Source organism: Candidatus Merdisoma sp. JLR.KK011 (assembly GCF_036941125.1).
Lineage (GTDB): Bacteria > Bacillota > Clostridia > Lachnospirales > Lachnospiraceae > Laedolimicola.
Genome location: NZ_JAYWSZ010000003.1, coordinates 1886285 through 1900584, shown reverse-complemented (window position 1 = coordinate 1900584; position 14300 = coordinate 1886285). Strand labels below are relative to the sequence as shown.

At 47.0% G+C, this 14300-nt stretch carries 14 protein-coding genes and 2 pseudogenes; 8 read left to right on the top strand and 8 right to left on the bottom strand.

What is annotated here, in order from left to right; genetic code table 11:
• Window positions 1-93: 93 nt before the first annotated feature.
• From VV089_RS10295 to VV089_RS10285, 3 genes are all read left to right on the top strand, one after another.
• Complete coding sequence (locus VV089_RS10295) at window positions 94-1314, top strand: ATP-binding protein (protein ID WP_334335811.1); 1221 nt, start codon at window positions 94-96, stop codon at window positions 1312-1314.
• Between the two features lie 144 nt (window positions 1315-1458).
• Window positions 1459-2142, top strand: coding sequence for a FlxA-like family protein (locus VV089_RS10290; RefSeq protein WP_172544646.1), 684 nt, complete (start codon window positions 1459-1461; stop codon window positions 2140-2142).
• 152 nt (window positions 2143-2294) lie between these two features.
• A complete protein-coding gene (locus tag VV089_RS10285; RefSeq protein ID WP_172544647.1) occupies window positions 2295-2501 on the top strand; it encodes a spore coat associated protein CotJA in 207 nt (68 codons plus the stop codon).
• Here the strand turns inward: VV089_RS10285 and VV089_RS10280 are convergent.
• On the bottom strand, window positions 2417-2938 hold the full coding sequence (locus tag VV089_RS10280) for a hypothetical protein (RefSeq protein ID WP_334336262.1): 522 nt from the start codon (window positions 2936-2938) through the stop codon (window positions 2417-2419). The two genes, VV089_RS10285 and VV089_RS10280, sit on opposite strands and share 85 nt — an antisense overlap.
• On the opposite strand from VV089_RS10280, the gene VV089_RS10275 reads away from it, so the two are divergent.
• Both VV089_RS10275 and VV089_RS10270 read left to right on the top strand, forming a co-directional pair.
• Entirely contained in the window at window positions 2858-3100 is a 243-nt protein-coding gene (locus VV089_RS10275) for a spore coat protein CotJB (RefSeq protein ID WP_334336237.1), read from the top strand. The two genes, VV089_RS10280 and VV089_RS10275, sit on opposite strands and share 81 nt — an antisense overlap.
• Window positions 3101-3121: 21 nt before the next feature.
• Window positions 3122-3340: pseudogene (locus VV089_RS10270) on the top strand (manganese catalase family protein); the annotation flags it as partial.
• On the opposite strand, the gene VV089_RS10265 reads toward VV089_RS10270, so the two are convergent.
• From VV089_RS10265 to VV089_RS10240, 6 genes are all read right to left on the bottom strand, one after another.
• Complete coding sequence (locus VV089_RS10265; protein WP_334336236.1) at window positions 3271-4947, bottom strand: recombinase family protein; 1677 nt, start codon at window positions 4945-4947, stop codon at window positions 3271-3273. The pseudogene VV089_RS10270 and the gene VV089_RS10265 sit on opposite strands and share 70 nt — an antisense overlap.
• A 462-nt stretch (window positions 4948-5409) precedes the next feature.
• Window positions 5410-5772 (bottom strand): type II toxin-antitoxin system PemK/MazF family toxin, encoded by a 363-nt coding sequence (locus tag VV089_RS10260; RefSeq protein ID WP_334335810.1) that lies wholly within the window; start codon window positions 5770-5772, stop codon window positions 5410-5412.
• A 606-nt stretch (window positions 5773-6378) separates the two neighbouring features.
• Window positions 6379-6894, bottom strand: coding sequence for a sigma-70 family RNA polymerase sigma factor (locus VV089_RS10255; protein WP_334335809.1), 516 nt, complete (start codon window positions 6892-6894; stop codon window positions 6379-6381).
• 519 nt (window positions 6895-7413) lie between these two features.
• Window positions 7414-8187, bottom strand: a complete 774-nt coding sequence (locus VV089_RS10250; RefSeq protein ID WP_305139292.1) for a hypothetical protein — start codon at window positions 8185-8187, stop codon at window positions 7414-7416.
• 162 nt (window positions 8188-8349) lie between these two features.
• The gene (locus tag VV089_RS10245; protein WP_334335808.1) at window positions 8350-9753 is read right to left on the bottom strand and encodes a sensor histidine kinase; all 1404 of its coding nucleotides are present in this window, start codon (window positions 9751-9753) and stop codon (window positions 8350-8352) included.
• Window positions 9737-10408: a response regulator transcription factor gene (locus tag VV089_RS10240; RefSeq protein WP_334335807.1), complete on the bottom strand. Its 672-nt coding sequence runs from the start codon at window positions 10406-10408 to the stop codon at window positions 9737-9739. Before VV089_RS10240 ends, VV089_RS10245 begins: the two co-directional genes overlap by 17 nt.
• 264 nt (window positions 10409-10672) lie before the next feature.
• On the opposite strand from VV089_RS10240, the gene VV089_RS10235 reads away from it, so the two are divergent.
• Window positions 10673-11035 carry a helix-turn-helix transcriptional regulator gene (locus VV089_RS10235; RefSeq protein WP_334335806.1) on the top strand — a complete coding sequence of 121 codons (363 nt, stop codon included), beginning with the start codon at window positions 10673-10675 and terminating at the stop codon, window positions 11033-11035.
• A 27-nt stretch (window positions 11036-11062) separates the two neighbouring features.
• Here VV089_RS10235 and VV089_RS10230 read toward each other — a convergent pair whose 3' ends face one another.
• Complete coding sequence (locus tag VV089_RS10230) at window positions 11063-12664, bottom strand: CHAP domain-containing protein (protein ID WP_334335805.1); 1602 nt, start codon at window positions 12662-12664, stop codon at window positions 11063-11065.
• 275 nt (window positions 12665-12939) lie between these two features.
• Between VV089_RS10230 and VV089_RS10225 the strand changes: the two genes are divergently transcribed.
• Both VV089_RS10225 and VV089_RS10220 read left to right on the top strand, forming a co-directional pair.
• The gene (locus VV089_RS10225) at window positions 12940-13185 is read left to right on the top strand and encodes a DUF6431 domain-containing protein (RefSeq protein WP_334335804.1); all 246 of its coding nucleotides are present in this window, start codon (window positions 12940-12942) and stop codon (window positions 13183-13185) included.
• 184 nt (window positions 13186-13369) lie between these two features.
• Window positions 13370-14053: pseudogene (locus VV089_RS10220) on the top strand (helix-turn-helix domain-containing protein); the annotation flags it as partial.
• Between the last annotated feature and the right edge of the window lie 247 nt (window positions 14054-14300).

The window sequence follows — 14300 nt, the reverse complement described above, 5'->3', positions numbered from 1 at the left end:
TGGCTAAAATGCGATCGAATCACTGATTGACACAGACAAAAGGAAAGACTATAATCAGTATATATCGAATATCAGCCGAAAAGGAGGAGGCGTATGGAGTATATCAGGCGTGATTTGGAGGAACAGATACCAGTTTTATCAGGGGAATACCCCTGTGTCCTGTTGATTGGGCCAAGGCAGGCAGGGAAAACGACTTTACTGAAGAGGCTGATGGATGAGAAGAGAACGTATGTGAGCCTGGAGGACTTTGAGGAACGGCGGATGGCAAAAACGGAACCGGTGCTGTTTTTGCAGATGCATCCGCTTCCTGTTTTTATCGATGAGATTCAGTATGCCCCGGAGCTTCTGGTGTATCTTAAGATTGCGGTGGACAATGGAGCGGATCCGGGAACCTTTTGGATTGCATCCTCCCAGATTTTCCCGGAGCTTACGGCGCTTTGTGAATCCTCTGCCAAGAGAGTGGCCGTGTGCAGGCTTTCCTTTTTGTCACAGCATGAGATGTATGGAAGCGGAAAGCAGATGCCTTTTTCCGTGCATCTGAACGGGTTGGTTCAGAGAAAGAAGAATCATCGGGCGGCGGATTTGAGCGAGATGTATCAGAGAATCTGGAAGGGGTCTATGCCGGAACTGATAAGCGGAACGGCTAAGGACTGGGCTTCTTTTTATAATTCTTATTTACAGACTTATATTGAGCGTGATGCCGGAGAGCTGGTCAGCCTGTCGGACAAAATGCAGTTCAGTGATTTTATCCGGGCTGCAGCCTGCCGTACGGGGCAGATGCTGAACCTGCATCAGATTGCCCAGGAGGTGGGGATTTCCGATGATACGGCCCGGCGGTGGCTGCAGGTTCTTGAGCGTACGCATCTGGTTTTCTGTCTCTATCCTTATCAGGATGAAAAGCTGAGGCGTGTGATTAAGGCGCCGAAGCTTTACTTTAACGATACGGGGCTGGCTGCATACCTGACCAGGTATGCTTCGCCGGAGATTTTGATGAGCGGTGCTTTGAGCGGCGGCATTCTGGAAAATTATGCGTTGGCGGAGATCCTTAAGTCTTATTGCGTTGGCGGGAAGTGCCGGTTCTGGTATTACCGGGATAAGGAGGGGAAGGAGATTGATCTGATCCTGGAACGGGATGGGTGGCTTTGTCCTTTGGAGGTGAAGCGGTCTGCGAATCCGGAGCAGAAGTGCACGCGTGTATTTTCAATACTGGATAAGGCGTCCCTTCCCAGGGAGAGGGGAGCGGTGCTCTGTCTGCAGGCGGAGCTTTCTGCATTTAACAGCAATGATTTGATGGTTCCTATCTGGATGATTTAAAAATTACACATTAAATTTTCCGGTTCTTTGGCCGATAGTAAAATAGGTGAGATCAATTTACAAATGCATGTTTTTGTGGCTGGAAATTGATTTCAGGCAGGTGTACTTTGAGGGATATTACGGAACTGGAATAGGAGGACAAAAATGCAGGGAATCAACAGTATGAAGATGTCCGGAATACAGAGCGGGCAGCTGCGGATATCACCCATGGGAGATGCGGTGACGAAACGGCTTCAAAGTCAGATAGAAGAGGTTCAGCGTCAGATTCAGAATGTTGCCGCCGACGAAAATATGACAATGGAGCAGAAGCAGAAAAAGAAGCAGGAGCTTCAGGATAAGATCATGGATCTCCAGTCTCAGCTTCAGCAGCATTTATCAGAACAGCGGCAGGAGCAGAAGGAAGAGCAGACAAAAGCGGCAGAGCACAAGACCTATGACGAGACGGGCATGCAGACGGTGATCTCCTCAGATGCTTCTATGAAGCATGCCAAGACACAGGAAGCCACGGCAAACCGTATGGAAAACAGGGCCTCTGTGCTGAAAAGCGAGATGGAGCTGGATGCAGGCCGGAACCAGGAGACGATTAAGAGCAAGGGAATCGAGCTGGCAAAGGCAGAACAAGGAGCAGCGAATGCCCGGGCATCCCAGATGCAGATTTTGGGAAAGACCAATCAGAATCTGGTTGATGACCATAAGAAGGAGCAGGATCCGGAGAGTCTGGAGGAGAAGGAGGCTGCGGAACGGAAAAAGGAAGAGATTTTGGGATATACCAGTGACGGAAAGCCGGTGACGGAAGACGAGGAGGCTCGGATTACGGCTCGGGCGTAGTTTTAGAGTCTAATAAGTATAGGAGCGAGAGGGGCTGTCAGGAAATACAACATCAGAAAAGTCTGATGTCATATTTCCCGACAGCTCCTTTTTTCACCCATTTTTCCCCCTTACATAAGATAAATGGAGATAAAATATGAAAGGAGCCTCTTATGGCAGACTGTAATATGCAATCCATGCAAAGGCCGAGACCCGGAAGCTGCTCCAGGGATCAACTCTCTGGGATGCATCTGGCGATTGCCTATGTGCCGTGGCAGCACTGGAACGAGACGTATCATTTGGATAAAGCAATGCAAACCGGGACAATTTTCCCGGAGCTTGATAAACCATTTCTTGGAAAGCGAGGTGCATGCAGATGATGAATCACGGATCTTTTGGACAGTATCAGAGGGGAAACTCCTGTAACCAGGGAAGAGGCCAGAATTCCTGCGCTCAGCCGCAGCCCCGGGGTACTGCCTCTTGCAATCAGCCGCAGTCCCGGCCTATGCCGTCTTGCAGCCAGACCCGTCCCATGCCGCCCTGCAATCAGCCCAAGCCCTGTCCGCCGCCGTCCTGCGTTCAGCCGCAGCCCCGGCCGACACCGCCCTGCAATCAGCCCAAGCCCTGTCCGCCGCCGTCCTGCGCTCAGCCGCAGCCCCGGCCGACACCGCCTTGCAACCAGCCCAAGCCTTGTCCGCCGCGCCGTCCTGTGGGTCCCTCCTGTCCCTGCAGTGAGATGAACCAGGAACAGCTTCTTCACTGGATTTCCCTTACGAAATTCGCCTGTGTTGACAGTGCTCTCTATCTGGATACGCATCCTTGCGACCCGGAAGCTATTGAGTATTTTAAGGAGCACGTGCAGTTCTACAATGAGGCACTGGCGGAGTATTCAAAGTCCTATGGCCCGCTTACCCTTGCTCATGCCCATCACTGCGACACTTATTGGGATTGGGTAAATCAGCCGTGGCCGTGGCAATAGAAAGGAGGGAAAGGTTTAGTTATGTTTAATTATGAAAAACGTTTGGAATATCCGATTCACATTAAGGAGACAAATCCGAAGCTGGCTAAGGCTATCATTACACAGTATGGCGGCCCCAACGGCGAGCTCGGAGCATCCATGCGCTATCTGTCCCAGCGTTATACCATGCCTTACAAGGAGTGCATGGCTTTGCTCACGGACATCGGTAGTGAAGCCTCTGAAATGTTCCGCCGTGCTTGCAGGGCGTTTTCAGAGGCTAACGCTTTTTTTAGCTGTCTGTCCTTTAGACAGTTTATGCTGCCCGCAACCGTATAGCTCCATTTAAGGGGAAGTAAATTCAGATATACGTCTATGTTTTCTCTGTCATTAATCACCATTTTGTCAAGTAGCTGTGTGTAAAATTCATCCTCGTACTCAATGCCGCCGATAAGCTCATCCACGGCGTTTTTAATGTCCTCCATCAGCTCCTTTTGCTTTGCAATTACAATCTGCTGTTTTTCCATGCTTTCCATCATGGATTTCAAGCTGTTGATTTCGGCATCGTATTTTGCCCTAAGAGCCGTAAATTCGTCACGGTCAATATCGCCGCTTGTGTAAAGGTCAATCAAATCAGTACGTTTTTTCTGCGCCGCTTCAATTTTATCTTCCAGAGTATTTGTATCTGCACCAGTCATATCCAGTGAAATCACCTTTTGAATCGTTTTAATCAAGTTATCCGCTATTTTCTGGCGGTCAATGGTGAGCTGCTTGCAGACAAGATACATAATGTGGATGGCTTCTTCGTTGCGGATGCTTGTTCCAGAGCAGCCCACTTGGTTTCCTGCTTTGTCGATGTGGGGGCTTCCATGCTTTGCGCCCTCAAAGCAACGCCATGCCTTATACTGGCTTCCATCCTTTCGGGTTTTGTATCGAGCAACATAGCTTGCCCCGCATCTGCCGCATTTGATTTTTCCAGAGAACGGATAGCGGTTGCTGTGTTTTGCCTTGCCCTCCTGCGAAAGCGATTTTGCATCTAAAATGCGGTTTGCCTTGTCGAAAAGCTCACGGGAGATAATCGGCTCGTGGTGGTCTTTGAGGATGACAAATTCCTCCTGCCCTCGGTTGTATTTCTTTTCATGGGATAGGAAGTCTGGCGTATAGGTTTTCTTCTGTACTAAGTCGCCGCAGTATTTTTCATTGCGTATCACTCGTAAAATGACGGTATTGCTCCATTCTTTCACACGCATGGGATTTATGCCCTCCTCCCGAAGCTCACGGGCGATAACATGGGTGCCTTTGCCCTCGTCCACAAACTTGCGGAAGATAAGGCGGACGATTTTCGCCCCATCTTCATTGATAGTCATTTTGCCGTCTTTTACATCATAGCCGAGCATACTGCGCCCGAACACAACGCCTTGCTCCATCTGGCGTTTCTGTCCCCATTTGACACGCTCGGAAGTCTTGCGGCTTTCCTCCTGTGCGATAGAGGACATAATGGCAAGGCGAAGCTCTGCATCGCCGTCCAAGGTGTTGATGTTGTCGTTTAGAAAGATAACGCCTACTCCGTGCTTTTTGAGGTCACGGGTGTAGAATATGCTGTCAAGGGTATTTCTCGCGAAACGGGAGATTTCCTTTGTGATAATCAAATCGAAATCGCCGTTTTTGGCACATGCAATCATGCGGTTAAATTCTTTTCTCTTTTTTGTGTTCGTTCCAGAGATGCCCTCATCAGCAAATATGGCATAAAGCTCCCAATCGGGGTTACGTTCGATATACTGGCGGAAATACCGCTGCTGGCTTTCAAATGAATTTGCCTGGTCGTCATTGTCCGTGGAGACACGGCAGTAAGCGGCAACTTTCTTTTTCATATTCTGTATTTTTCTCTCTTGATTGAGGGTTTCGTATTTGTCTATTGACATAAGAATAGCTCCTTTCCCGACAAAAGCCTTGCCGTATTTTAAGTATAGTTTCATAGAGGTATGTTGTCCAATGTGCAAATTTGGAAATCGTACATTTTTATTCTTGATTGAGTAGCGATGGTTCACGAAACATATGTAAAGAGCCAAGCGTTTAGGCTTGGCTGCGGTTGTTCTTTCTGTATTGCTTTTCTATTTCCTCGATACAACGCTCATACTGCGAGTGTGTCAATAGTTCTCTTTTTTTCAGAGAAGCAAGTATTGACTTTTGAAATTGCAGATAAAACGCTGTGTGTTCCTGTTCTGTGATTTGCGGAGCAGGCTCTCCGACATAGACAAACTCACGACACTTCAATCATCAACACCACCTCGCTATATGATATTCGTTAGGGTTTGTACGATATAACGGGATGGTTAGTCCTTTTTGGAAATACCGATGCTGATAGCCAAGGCATCATCTACCAATAACATGAAACGCCTGTCAAAAGTACCGATGTACTCTTGCAGGCGTTGTTTATCAAGTGTCCTTATCTGTTCAAGCAGGATGATAGAATCTTTTTCAAGGCATTCATAGCCTTTTGCGATGATGTGGGTGGGGAGTTTTGCTTTGGCGTGTTCCATGCCCGTAATTGCCGCCACAATGACCGTAGTGCTGTGCTTGTTGCCCATATCATTAGAGATGATAAGTACGGGTCTGTGCTTGCCGCCCTGCTCCGAGCCGACAACGGGATTTAATTTGGCGTAATAAATATCGCCACGCTTGATAGTCCTTTCCATTATGTGTTTGACCTCCTATCTGGATTTAGGCAGGGGTTTCCCGCCTATGTAGCAGCCAGATACAAGGGAGTATTTAAGGTCGGCGGGGTATAAAAACAAAGCCCTGTTTCCATAGACCGCCCTGCATCTGGCTTGATATGATAGGAGCATTTCTATGTTGTCCAAAGCCAGCAGAGCTGGCTTTACACCCACGAAATGCAAATGCGTTAGATAACGCATAGAATCCACCAAACGGTCAGCAGCGAACTGACGCCACGGGAATCGCACCCCAACTGTCGGTCTGACAGAGCCGCCCTCATTGCCTGCGACGGATTGGCTACCGCTCGGACTGTGACTGGACGGGAGTATCATTGTCCTCTTTGTGGGTCATGGCGAAATCGGGGGCTGCCCGATATTTTGAGTCGGTAGTTTCCGCTCACCACCTTTCATCGCTTCTGCTTTTTCGGCAGGTCATGGCGTACCGCTGCACACGCTTTTGCTCATCACAATCACAAAGAGAATGTATTTGGTGAATGGGTATTCGGTTGTCAAGGAGCTGCGGGAAGCCCATAGAAAAGCCCCCTCACTTTTCCAAAGGAAAAAATGAGGGGGCTATGCACGGAAAATTTAATTTTCCAAAAGTTTTTTGAGCTTTTGCAGGATTTTCATAATGTGCCTGCTGACGCTGGACTGGTTAATCCCATAGATACGGCTTAACTCAACCTGCGATTTGCCCTCATAGAAATGCTGTTGTATGAGCTTCCGTTCTTCTTCCGACAGCAGTGTGAGGGAAGATTTCAGCTTGTCCAACATCATTCTGCGGACAACGGTTTCCGCAACATTTACCGCTTCATCAGCTATAAACTCAAAACCGTTACCACTGTCATCAGCATTTTCTATCGCTTCTAAAGACAGCAGGCTGTTGTCTGCATCGAGCTTTTGCAGATAATGCCACCGTTCCTTGTCCCGATAGAACTCGATGTAGTGTGTTTGTTCCGTCTCAATCAGACAGCCCTGCACGGGGATAAAGAGCTTGTCCTTATAAGTTCCGTCCGTTTCCCTGCGGCGGCAGAAGTCCTCATAAGACAATTCCGTGTAGCCGCCATTTTCCTTGATATAGACCTTTCTTGGTGCATACTTCACCGTAAGTACCTCCAATCTGAATTGAGCAGGCTTCTGCCTGCGACGCTTCTTGACCGTTAGGTCAAGAAGATTGCTGTTTAACAGATGTCAAACTAATCCAGATAGAGAGGTGGGGAACGGCATCCCACGGCAGAAAGAGCCTTGCGGCGTATTTCTGCAAAAAACGACAAAAGAAAAACCGCAAAGGCTGTCACACCCATACGGTTTGAAGAGAATTTATTTCTATTATGCAGAGATTTTGCTTCTACTTTTGAGGTGTAAAATCCCCATGTGTAAGTAGAAATTTTTTTGACAAATGAACCTCTGATATATCAAATTGAGATTGTTTATGTACCATAGCGGCATCCTCCCATATGCCGCCACTTTTTTATCATGCTTTAAAAAGCTCTTTTACAACAAAAAACGGCGGCTTCGATTTCTCAAAAGCCGCCGTGTAAGAATAGGCGTGTGAAAATATCCCTGCTGTACGACGACTTTTTTTCTTTTGCCGTCGTGCGGCAGATTAAGGCAAGTGCATTTTTATTTAGTGATTTCTGTTCCTGCGTTGTGAATTTCAATCATATAAATGTCACAAGGCGATAGTTTCATATTTTCGGTAGACAAGCTATTTGCAAGTTCAGTGGACTTGTCTGTGAGCATTTTTTTAATATCGCCGCCCACAATTTCTTCTTCACTTAGACCATTCAAGTAATTTTGCATTTCTTCTTTGAATGTAAGCAACGCCTTATCTCGTTCTGCCACTGATACAAATTTCGGGGCTTGGATAGAATAAACGGCAGTTGCATCAACGAAACAGGTAAAATCATATACCGTTTCCCCCTCATCGTCCAAATAGTCGCAAGGTCTGCTTAGTTTGGAGAGTGGCATAGAAATAAAAAATTCCTCTCCCATATGCTCACCATATAATTCCTGTGACGAAAAACTGATTGTTGTAGTGAAGAAATCATAATTTTCGTCATCGGGGGATATGGTACTTATTACATCAGCTACTGCGGCAAGGAACTCTGTCAATTCATCGGGCGTTGAAGCAAGTGTTGTGTTAAAATCGGCTATGCTCTGCTGCCCGTAGCCCTCGGTCTTGTATGCAATCAGTTTTTCATATGCAGCAGACGTATTAGGGGAAATGGTCGGGCTTGAAGCCCCGGTTGTTGATGTTACAGGTTGGCTAATGTTGGTTTTGCTGCTCTGCGCGGTAGCATTGTTTTGTTCGGGCGAAGAATTTCGTCCTGCGCACCCTGTTAGCGCACTTACCATTAAGAGGGCGGCAAAGATGATGGGTAAACATTTTTTCATAGTAGAATCTCCTTTCTGTGAACAACAGTTTTTTTGTTACCTTTTCCGGGTACAGTTAAAGAATACCGTCCTAACTTGAATCTACTTTGAATTGAATATGTTTTTTATGTGGAGATAGAAAAAGCGGCAAGCTAACTGCTCGCCGCCTTTGAAATATATGTGCTAAAACTGTACAGAAACGATAACACCTTGAATAGTATTAGCAATTTCAACTTTCGCACCATGCAAATCAAAAATTGTTTTTACAATATACAATCCTAATCCTGTGCCGCCTGTTTGCCTGTTTCTTGACTGGTCTACCCTGTAAAATGGTTCAAACAGTTTGGGAATAGCTTCGTCGGGGATATGTGCGCCTGTATTCTCAATCGTAAGGGTGGTTGTTTCAGTTTCTTTCCATAACTTTATCAATACTTGATTTCCGGCTCCCGAATACGCCGCCGCATTTCCTAAAAGATTATCCAATGCTTTTTGAAGTAGCTGCATATCGCCTAAAACATAAATTTCCGGGGATATGGATTGTTCAACCGTCAAATCTTTTTGCATGAATAAATCTTCAAACGCTGTAACGCGGTCAATTATGAAATTGCTAAGATTAAGATTATTTTTTTTGCAAGTATAACCCGGAGTGTCTAATCGGGATATTGTTAAAAGCTCTTGTACCATTTTTCCTAAAGTGTCCATAATTTCCAAAGACTGTGCAAGATACGTTTCCCGGTCTTTATAGCGTCCCACTTGATAGAGCATACCTTGAAGCTGTCCTTTGATAATGGTGATAGGCGTTTTTAATTCATGGGAAGCTGCTGCAAAAAATTCTACCCGCTGTTTTTCAAGCCGCCTTTCCATGTCAATATCAGCTTGCAGCTTTTGGTTGGCTTCCTGCAATTCTGAAAGAGCCACCTCCAATTTCCGGGAGAGTGTATTTAGGCTGTCAGATAACACACCTATTTCATCAGTGCGCCCGGCAGAACAAAATCCGCTAAAATCCATATCTGCCATTTGCTTTGAAAGTTTGCTCACTTTCTTAATAGGCGCAGTCATATACCATGAATAGAAAAAGGCTGAAATGATAGAACCTAACAATACGACAAGGCAAAGCACCGGGAGCGTCCCTTGTATCGCTTCTTCTGTCTGGGTATGTTTTGCAGTATTCCTTGTTACCAATAACGTATAAATCGAATCGCTATCAGCAAATGAAGCGGTGTAGGGTTTTGTTTTTTCAACTTTATCAAAATCTGTAATCTGCCCACCGACAAGTTGGTTAATATCATGTAAGCTCACTTCCTGTCCGTCAGACTGAAAGAAATGCAGTTCAAATTCATTTTCGTATTGTTTCCCTATCCGTTCAGACTCAGCTTCAAGAAACATATAAACGTATTCTTTTTCGGTTCTCGATAATTCATCGGGCAAAAAGCTAAGTTCCAAATCGACATCTTCTATGTCATACTGATAGTTTTTTGGGGCAGCCTGTAAAATGAAACTATATGTTGTAAAACAACACACCGCTATCAATAACAATGTCAGCAAAAAAACTTTAACAGATAATCGGCTTTTAATCTTCTTTATCAATTCTATATCCCACCCCTCTAATCGTTTCTATGTAGTCAGCAGCACCAAGTTTTTTCCGTAAGTTCTTTATGTGTGTGTCAACAATCCGTTCTTCTCCGAAAAACTCATACTTCCAAAGCGTTTGCAACAGGTTCTGTCGTGTCAGAATCCTGCCTTTATGGGTCAACAGTTCCCGTAGAATCTCAAATTCACGGGGTGTTAAATCTATGCTTTTCTCCCCGATATAAACCTTATATCCCTCTAAGTCCAGTATTAGGCTTTTATAGGTCATAGTCTGCGGCATATCACTGTGCTTTGATGAACGGCGCAGGACAGCGGCGATTTTCCTTAGTAGTACGGGCATAGAAAAGGGCTTTGTGATATAATCATCAGCTTGTAAGTCCAGTCCCTTAAGCTGATTTTCTTCGTCATCCAATGCCGTGAGCATGATAATAGGTACATCCGATTTTTGACGAATAACCTCGCATACACCATATCCGTCTATTTTGGGGAGCATAATATCAAGCAATATCAAATCAAAGCTCTGTTCGGAATACTTCGCAAGGGCTTCCACTCCATCAGTCGCCAATACAACATGATATCCTGCTTCCTGTATAAAGTCTTGCAACAAAGCCTGTATAGATAAATCGTCCTCAACAATTAAGATTTTACTCATGGTGCACCTCCTAACCGCAATTATAACAGAGTAATGTGAATCTATTGTGTAGATTTGAAATTTTTATGTTTTTTACTTGTATCCAAGCGTTCTTTTCGTAGTATATCTGTTTGCATAAACAATATCAACTGTGCAAATATGAGTTTTTGCTTCTTGTTATAGGAGATTTAATATCCCGTTTAGAGAGATTTCAAATCGTTCAACCAGAAGCCATATCTCTGTAAAATATAAGGGTAAAATTTTCAGAAGATAGGTGGTGGACTTATGGATAAGAGAAACAATAGTTTTAAGTTTGATTTTACACCCATAGAACAAGCAATAAAAGATGCCAGAAAAGCCAGAGGTATGACAAGGGAACAGCTTGCCAATATCGTTGATTATGATATACGGCATCTTCAAGCGGTTGAAAATGAGGGACAGTACCCAAGTATTGAGTTGTTTATTCAGCTTATCACAATGTTCGACATTTCGGTTGACGAATATATACATACGGATAGAAGAGCTGCTAAAAGCTCTGTCCGCAGACGTTTGGATACCTCTCTTGACCGATTGGACGATAGGGAGCTTTCCGTCATAGAAGCAACTGTAAACGGACTATGTAAGGCAAAAGAGGAAACAGAGGAATAAGCCCCTCTGTTTTTCTTTTGCCCGATTTTAATAGGCAGGGATGCCGTATCCGTAGATAGAACTGCTACCGACAGGGTAGCTCCGCTGCCGACACGCATCTCCAGAGTTGCCCTCCACGGTGTAGACGATGCCGTTCTCGCACCGTTCTACGATGCCTACATGGTCGGTTTCCCCGTCACCCTCCCAGTCAAAGAAGATGATTTGTCCTGCTTCTGGCGTAAAGCTGCCGTCCTGCCATTGTCCCCTGTCCTTAAACCACTGGGAGCCGTTGACGCATCCCGCAAACTTGGGGATAACGCCGCTGTCGATATAGCCGCACTGGTCGGCACACCACGAAACGAAGCAGGCACACCATTCCACACGCCCGTCAAAGCCGTACCAGCTCCAGTACGGCTCGCCGCCTGCGTTTCCCACCTGCGACAGAGCCACGGTGACGATTTCGCCGTCCCCGATGGTGATGCCGTAAAGCACCGCTGACCAGAGGGAATTGTTTTCCTCGGCAAGTAATTCCGATAGCTGCTGCCGCTGTTCCTCGTTGAAGCCGTATTTGTCTGCCATTTCCCCGGCGGTCTTGTGGCTCACGGTGATATAAAGATAGGTCTGGGTGACGGTGGTTCCCGTTTCCACGATGTTCCCGTGACCGTCATCGCTCTCGGTTATCTGGGTTTCGGTCTTGCTCTCGGTGCGGAAGCTGATTTCGTTCATCTCCCAGAAGATGTCCTTTAGGAGCTGCTTCTTGTTATCGTCCATCGTGGCGACTTCCTGCGGGTTGTCTGGGTCGGTGGTGGTCTTGACGGAGTACACTGCAAGCACCTCTTTCCAGACCGCACGGCTTCCAGACATCTCCAGTACATCGTGGGATGTGCCGCCTATGATTTCATCAAGGCGGCTGTCGTAGTCGGCGTTGATTTCACGGACTACGGTCTGCATCGTCATTCCGTTGCCAGAGTCCTCGCCCGAAAAGAAGATGCCGAACACCGAGCCGACAAGCAGCCCGATAAGGCAGATAATGAGTATCACCGCAACGGCAATCCACCCGCCTGCCATGATTGCCGCTATCAGAGCCTTTGTGCCTGCGATAATCGCCTTGATTGCCGCAAGGGTGGCTTTGACTGCCACTTTCACTGCGTAGGCTGTCGCCTTGGCGGTGGCTTTTGTCGCCTGTGCCGCTTTCTGGGCTGTCTTTACAGAAGTCTTTGCCGCCGCTTTCGCTGCCTTGGCGGTCTGCTCCGTGGTCTTAATCGCCGCTTTAGAGGTGGTCTGGGCGGTCTTGATGCCTTTCTCCGCTGTCTTGACCGTACCCTTGGCGGCAGCTCTGGCGGCATCTTTTGATTTTACCGTACCTTGGGCGGCGGCTCTGGCGGCTTCTTTCGTTTTTACCGCGCCTTGGGCGGTAGATTTTACCGTCTTTTCGGCATTTCGGGCGGTGATCTTGATGGTCTGCTTTCCCTGCTGTCTGGTCTTGATAAAGCGGCTCTTTGCTTTTTCGCCTGCATTTGCGGGGTTATCGGGGGCAGGGGAACGGCTCGCCGCCCCGTGATGGGGCTGTGAGCCGTTCCGTTCTGCAGCAGCCTGGGCTTTCTGTTTCTCTGCGGCTTTTGCCGCCCTTTTTTCCTTAAAGTCTGCCACCTTGTCCTTTGCCTTGATGATGTTCTCCTTGGTGGTCTGGACGGATTGTTATTCGTTAGTTTATCTGAACCAAAATCCTCAGTTTTTCTCCAAATTAAATAAGGTATGGGATATTTTAATCTGATATATTTTCCGTCAGATTATTTCATCTCCATACCTTTTGTGCTATCCTTTTATCTGATACGCAGAAAAAAGGACAGGAACCCTCACCGACCAAAGTTTGTGTCCCTGTCCTTACTCACACCATGGCGGACGGTTCCGCCACAGACAAGGATATGATAACAGTAATCACAGAAGAATGCAACGAAATTTCACAGGAATTTTATGATGATGCCATGGATTCCATCCAGATCTGCCAGCTGGAGTGTTCCTGCGGCCACTGCGGCTGCCTCGCAGGGCACGGGGCCTATACCCGCTCCATAAAAACAGCACTGGGAAAGATCCCCCTTGTCATACGCAGGGTGCAGTGCAGCCTCTGCAATGCCACCCATGCCCTCCTTCCCTCCGGCAGCGTCTCTTAAGCGAAAGTCTCCCGCTGTCCCCCGCCCATGCCCTCACTAAGTCCTGCATCCGACTTTTCGGACGCCAGTTCATGCAGATAAAAAATACCAGGAACCTCCTCTTTGTGCCGCCTACATAACTTTGGGTGACTCCCATGCCCCTTTTCCTTATGATGACATAAAAACATAAGGAGGTTTCAGATCAATGGAACAGGAATACAGACATGCCATCGCGCTGATGCGCTATTCGGCCATCGCTCCGCTCATCCCCGGCCTGCCGGAAGGGTACCGGAATCTGGCGGACTATCTGGAGAAAACATCACAAAAAGGACTGCTGCATCCGGACGGGGAGGTCAGGAATTATGCACCCAAAACACTCTACAAATGGTATTTCAGCTACCAGAAAGGGGGATTTGACGCCCTGCTTCCTGCCGGGAGGAACGACTGCGGCAGATCCAGAAAGCTGGACGATGACCTGAAAGAAAAAATCTCATATCTGAAAGGACGCTATCCCCGCATGGGTGCAGCCGCCATTTTCCGGCAGTTAAAGGAGGACGGCAGCATAAAAGGCGGCGAAGTCTCCGAGTCCACTGTGAACAGGTATGTGAACCGGCTCGCCCTGGAAGCAGGAAGTACGCCCGTCCAGGATATGCGGCGCTATGAACGCCCCCATGTGAACGAAGTCTGGTGCGGGGATTCCAGCGTCGGGCCGTACCTCAGGACAGCAGACGGCAGGAAACGCAGGGTATATGTGATCGCCCTGATCGATGACGCAAGCCGCCTTGTCACCGGGGCAGGGGTGTTCTTCGAGGATACCTTCGTAAACCTCATGTCAGTGATGAAAAGCGCTGTGGCAAAGTACGGCGTGCCCAGGATGTTCAATTTCGACTATACCGATGTTTTGACTATTCCGACATATGTCAAATCTGCTTGAAATATATGATTCTTTGCTGAGAAATATCGGAATAGTTTTTATGGTCAGTTAATGGTTTCTATGCCATACTTTCCACGAAAGGAGGTGTGGCTTATGGATAGAAGCACACTAAAGCTAACTGAACTTACGGATGCTATTCTTTCTCAAATGGATGCATCCGGGTTCATGGAATCAACAAGGGGGTTTTATGTAACCCTCTTCA

Coding starts and splice junctions, on each gene's coding strand:
- VV089_RS10290 (WP_172544646.1), top strand. CDS start 1,459: ATGCAGGGAATCAACAGTATGAAGATGTCCGGAATACAGAGCGGGCAG.
- VV089_RS10265 (WP_334336236.1), bottom strand. CDS start 4,947: ATGAAAAAGAAAGTTGCCGCTTACTGCCGTGTCTCCACGGACAATGAC.
- VV089_RS10275 (WP_334336237.1), top strand. CDS start 2,858: ATGAACCAGGAACAGCTTCTTCACTGGATTTCCCTTACGAAATTCGCC.
- VV089_RS10285 (WP_172544647.1), top strand. CDS start 2,295: ATGGCAGACTGTAATATGCAATCCATGCAAAGGCCGAGACCCGGAAGC.
- VV089_RS10280 (WP_334336262.1), bottom strand. CDS start 2,938: ATGCGTATCCAGATAGAGAGCACTGTCAACACAGGCGAATTTCGTAAG.
- VV089_RS10295 (WP_334335811.1), top strand. CDS start 94: ATGGAGTATATCAGGCGTGATTTGGAGGAACAGATACCAGTTTTATCA.
- VV089_RS10235 (WP_334335806.1), top strand. CDS start 10,673: ATGGATAAGAGAAACAATAGTTTTAAGTTTGATTTTACACCCATAGAA.
- VV089_RS10225 (WP_334335804.1), top strand. CDS start 12,940: ATGATAACAGTAATCACAGAAGAATGCAACGAAATTTCACAGGAATTT.
- VV089_RS10250 (WP_305139292.1), bottom strand. CDS start 8,187: ATGAAAAAATGTTTACCCATCATCTTTGCCGCCCTCTTAATGGTAAGT.
- VV089_RS10260 (WP_334335810.1), bottom strand. CDS start 5,772: ATGGAAAGGACTATCAAGCGTGGCGATATTTATTACGCCAAATTAAAT.
- VV089_RS10240 (WP_334335807.1), bottom strand. CDS start 10,408: ATGAGTAAAATCTTAATTGTTGAGGACGATTTATCTATACAGGCTTTG.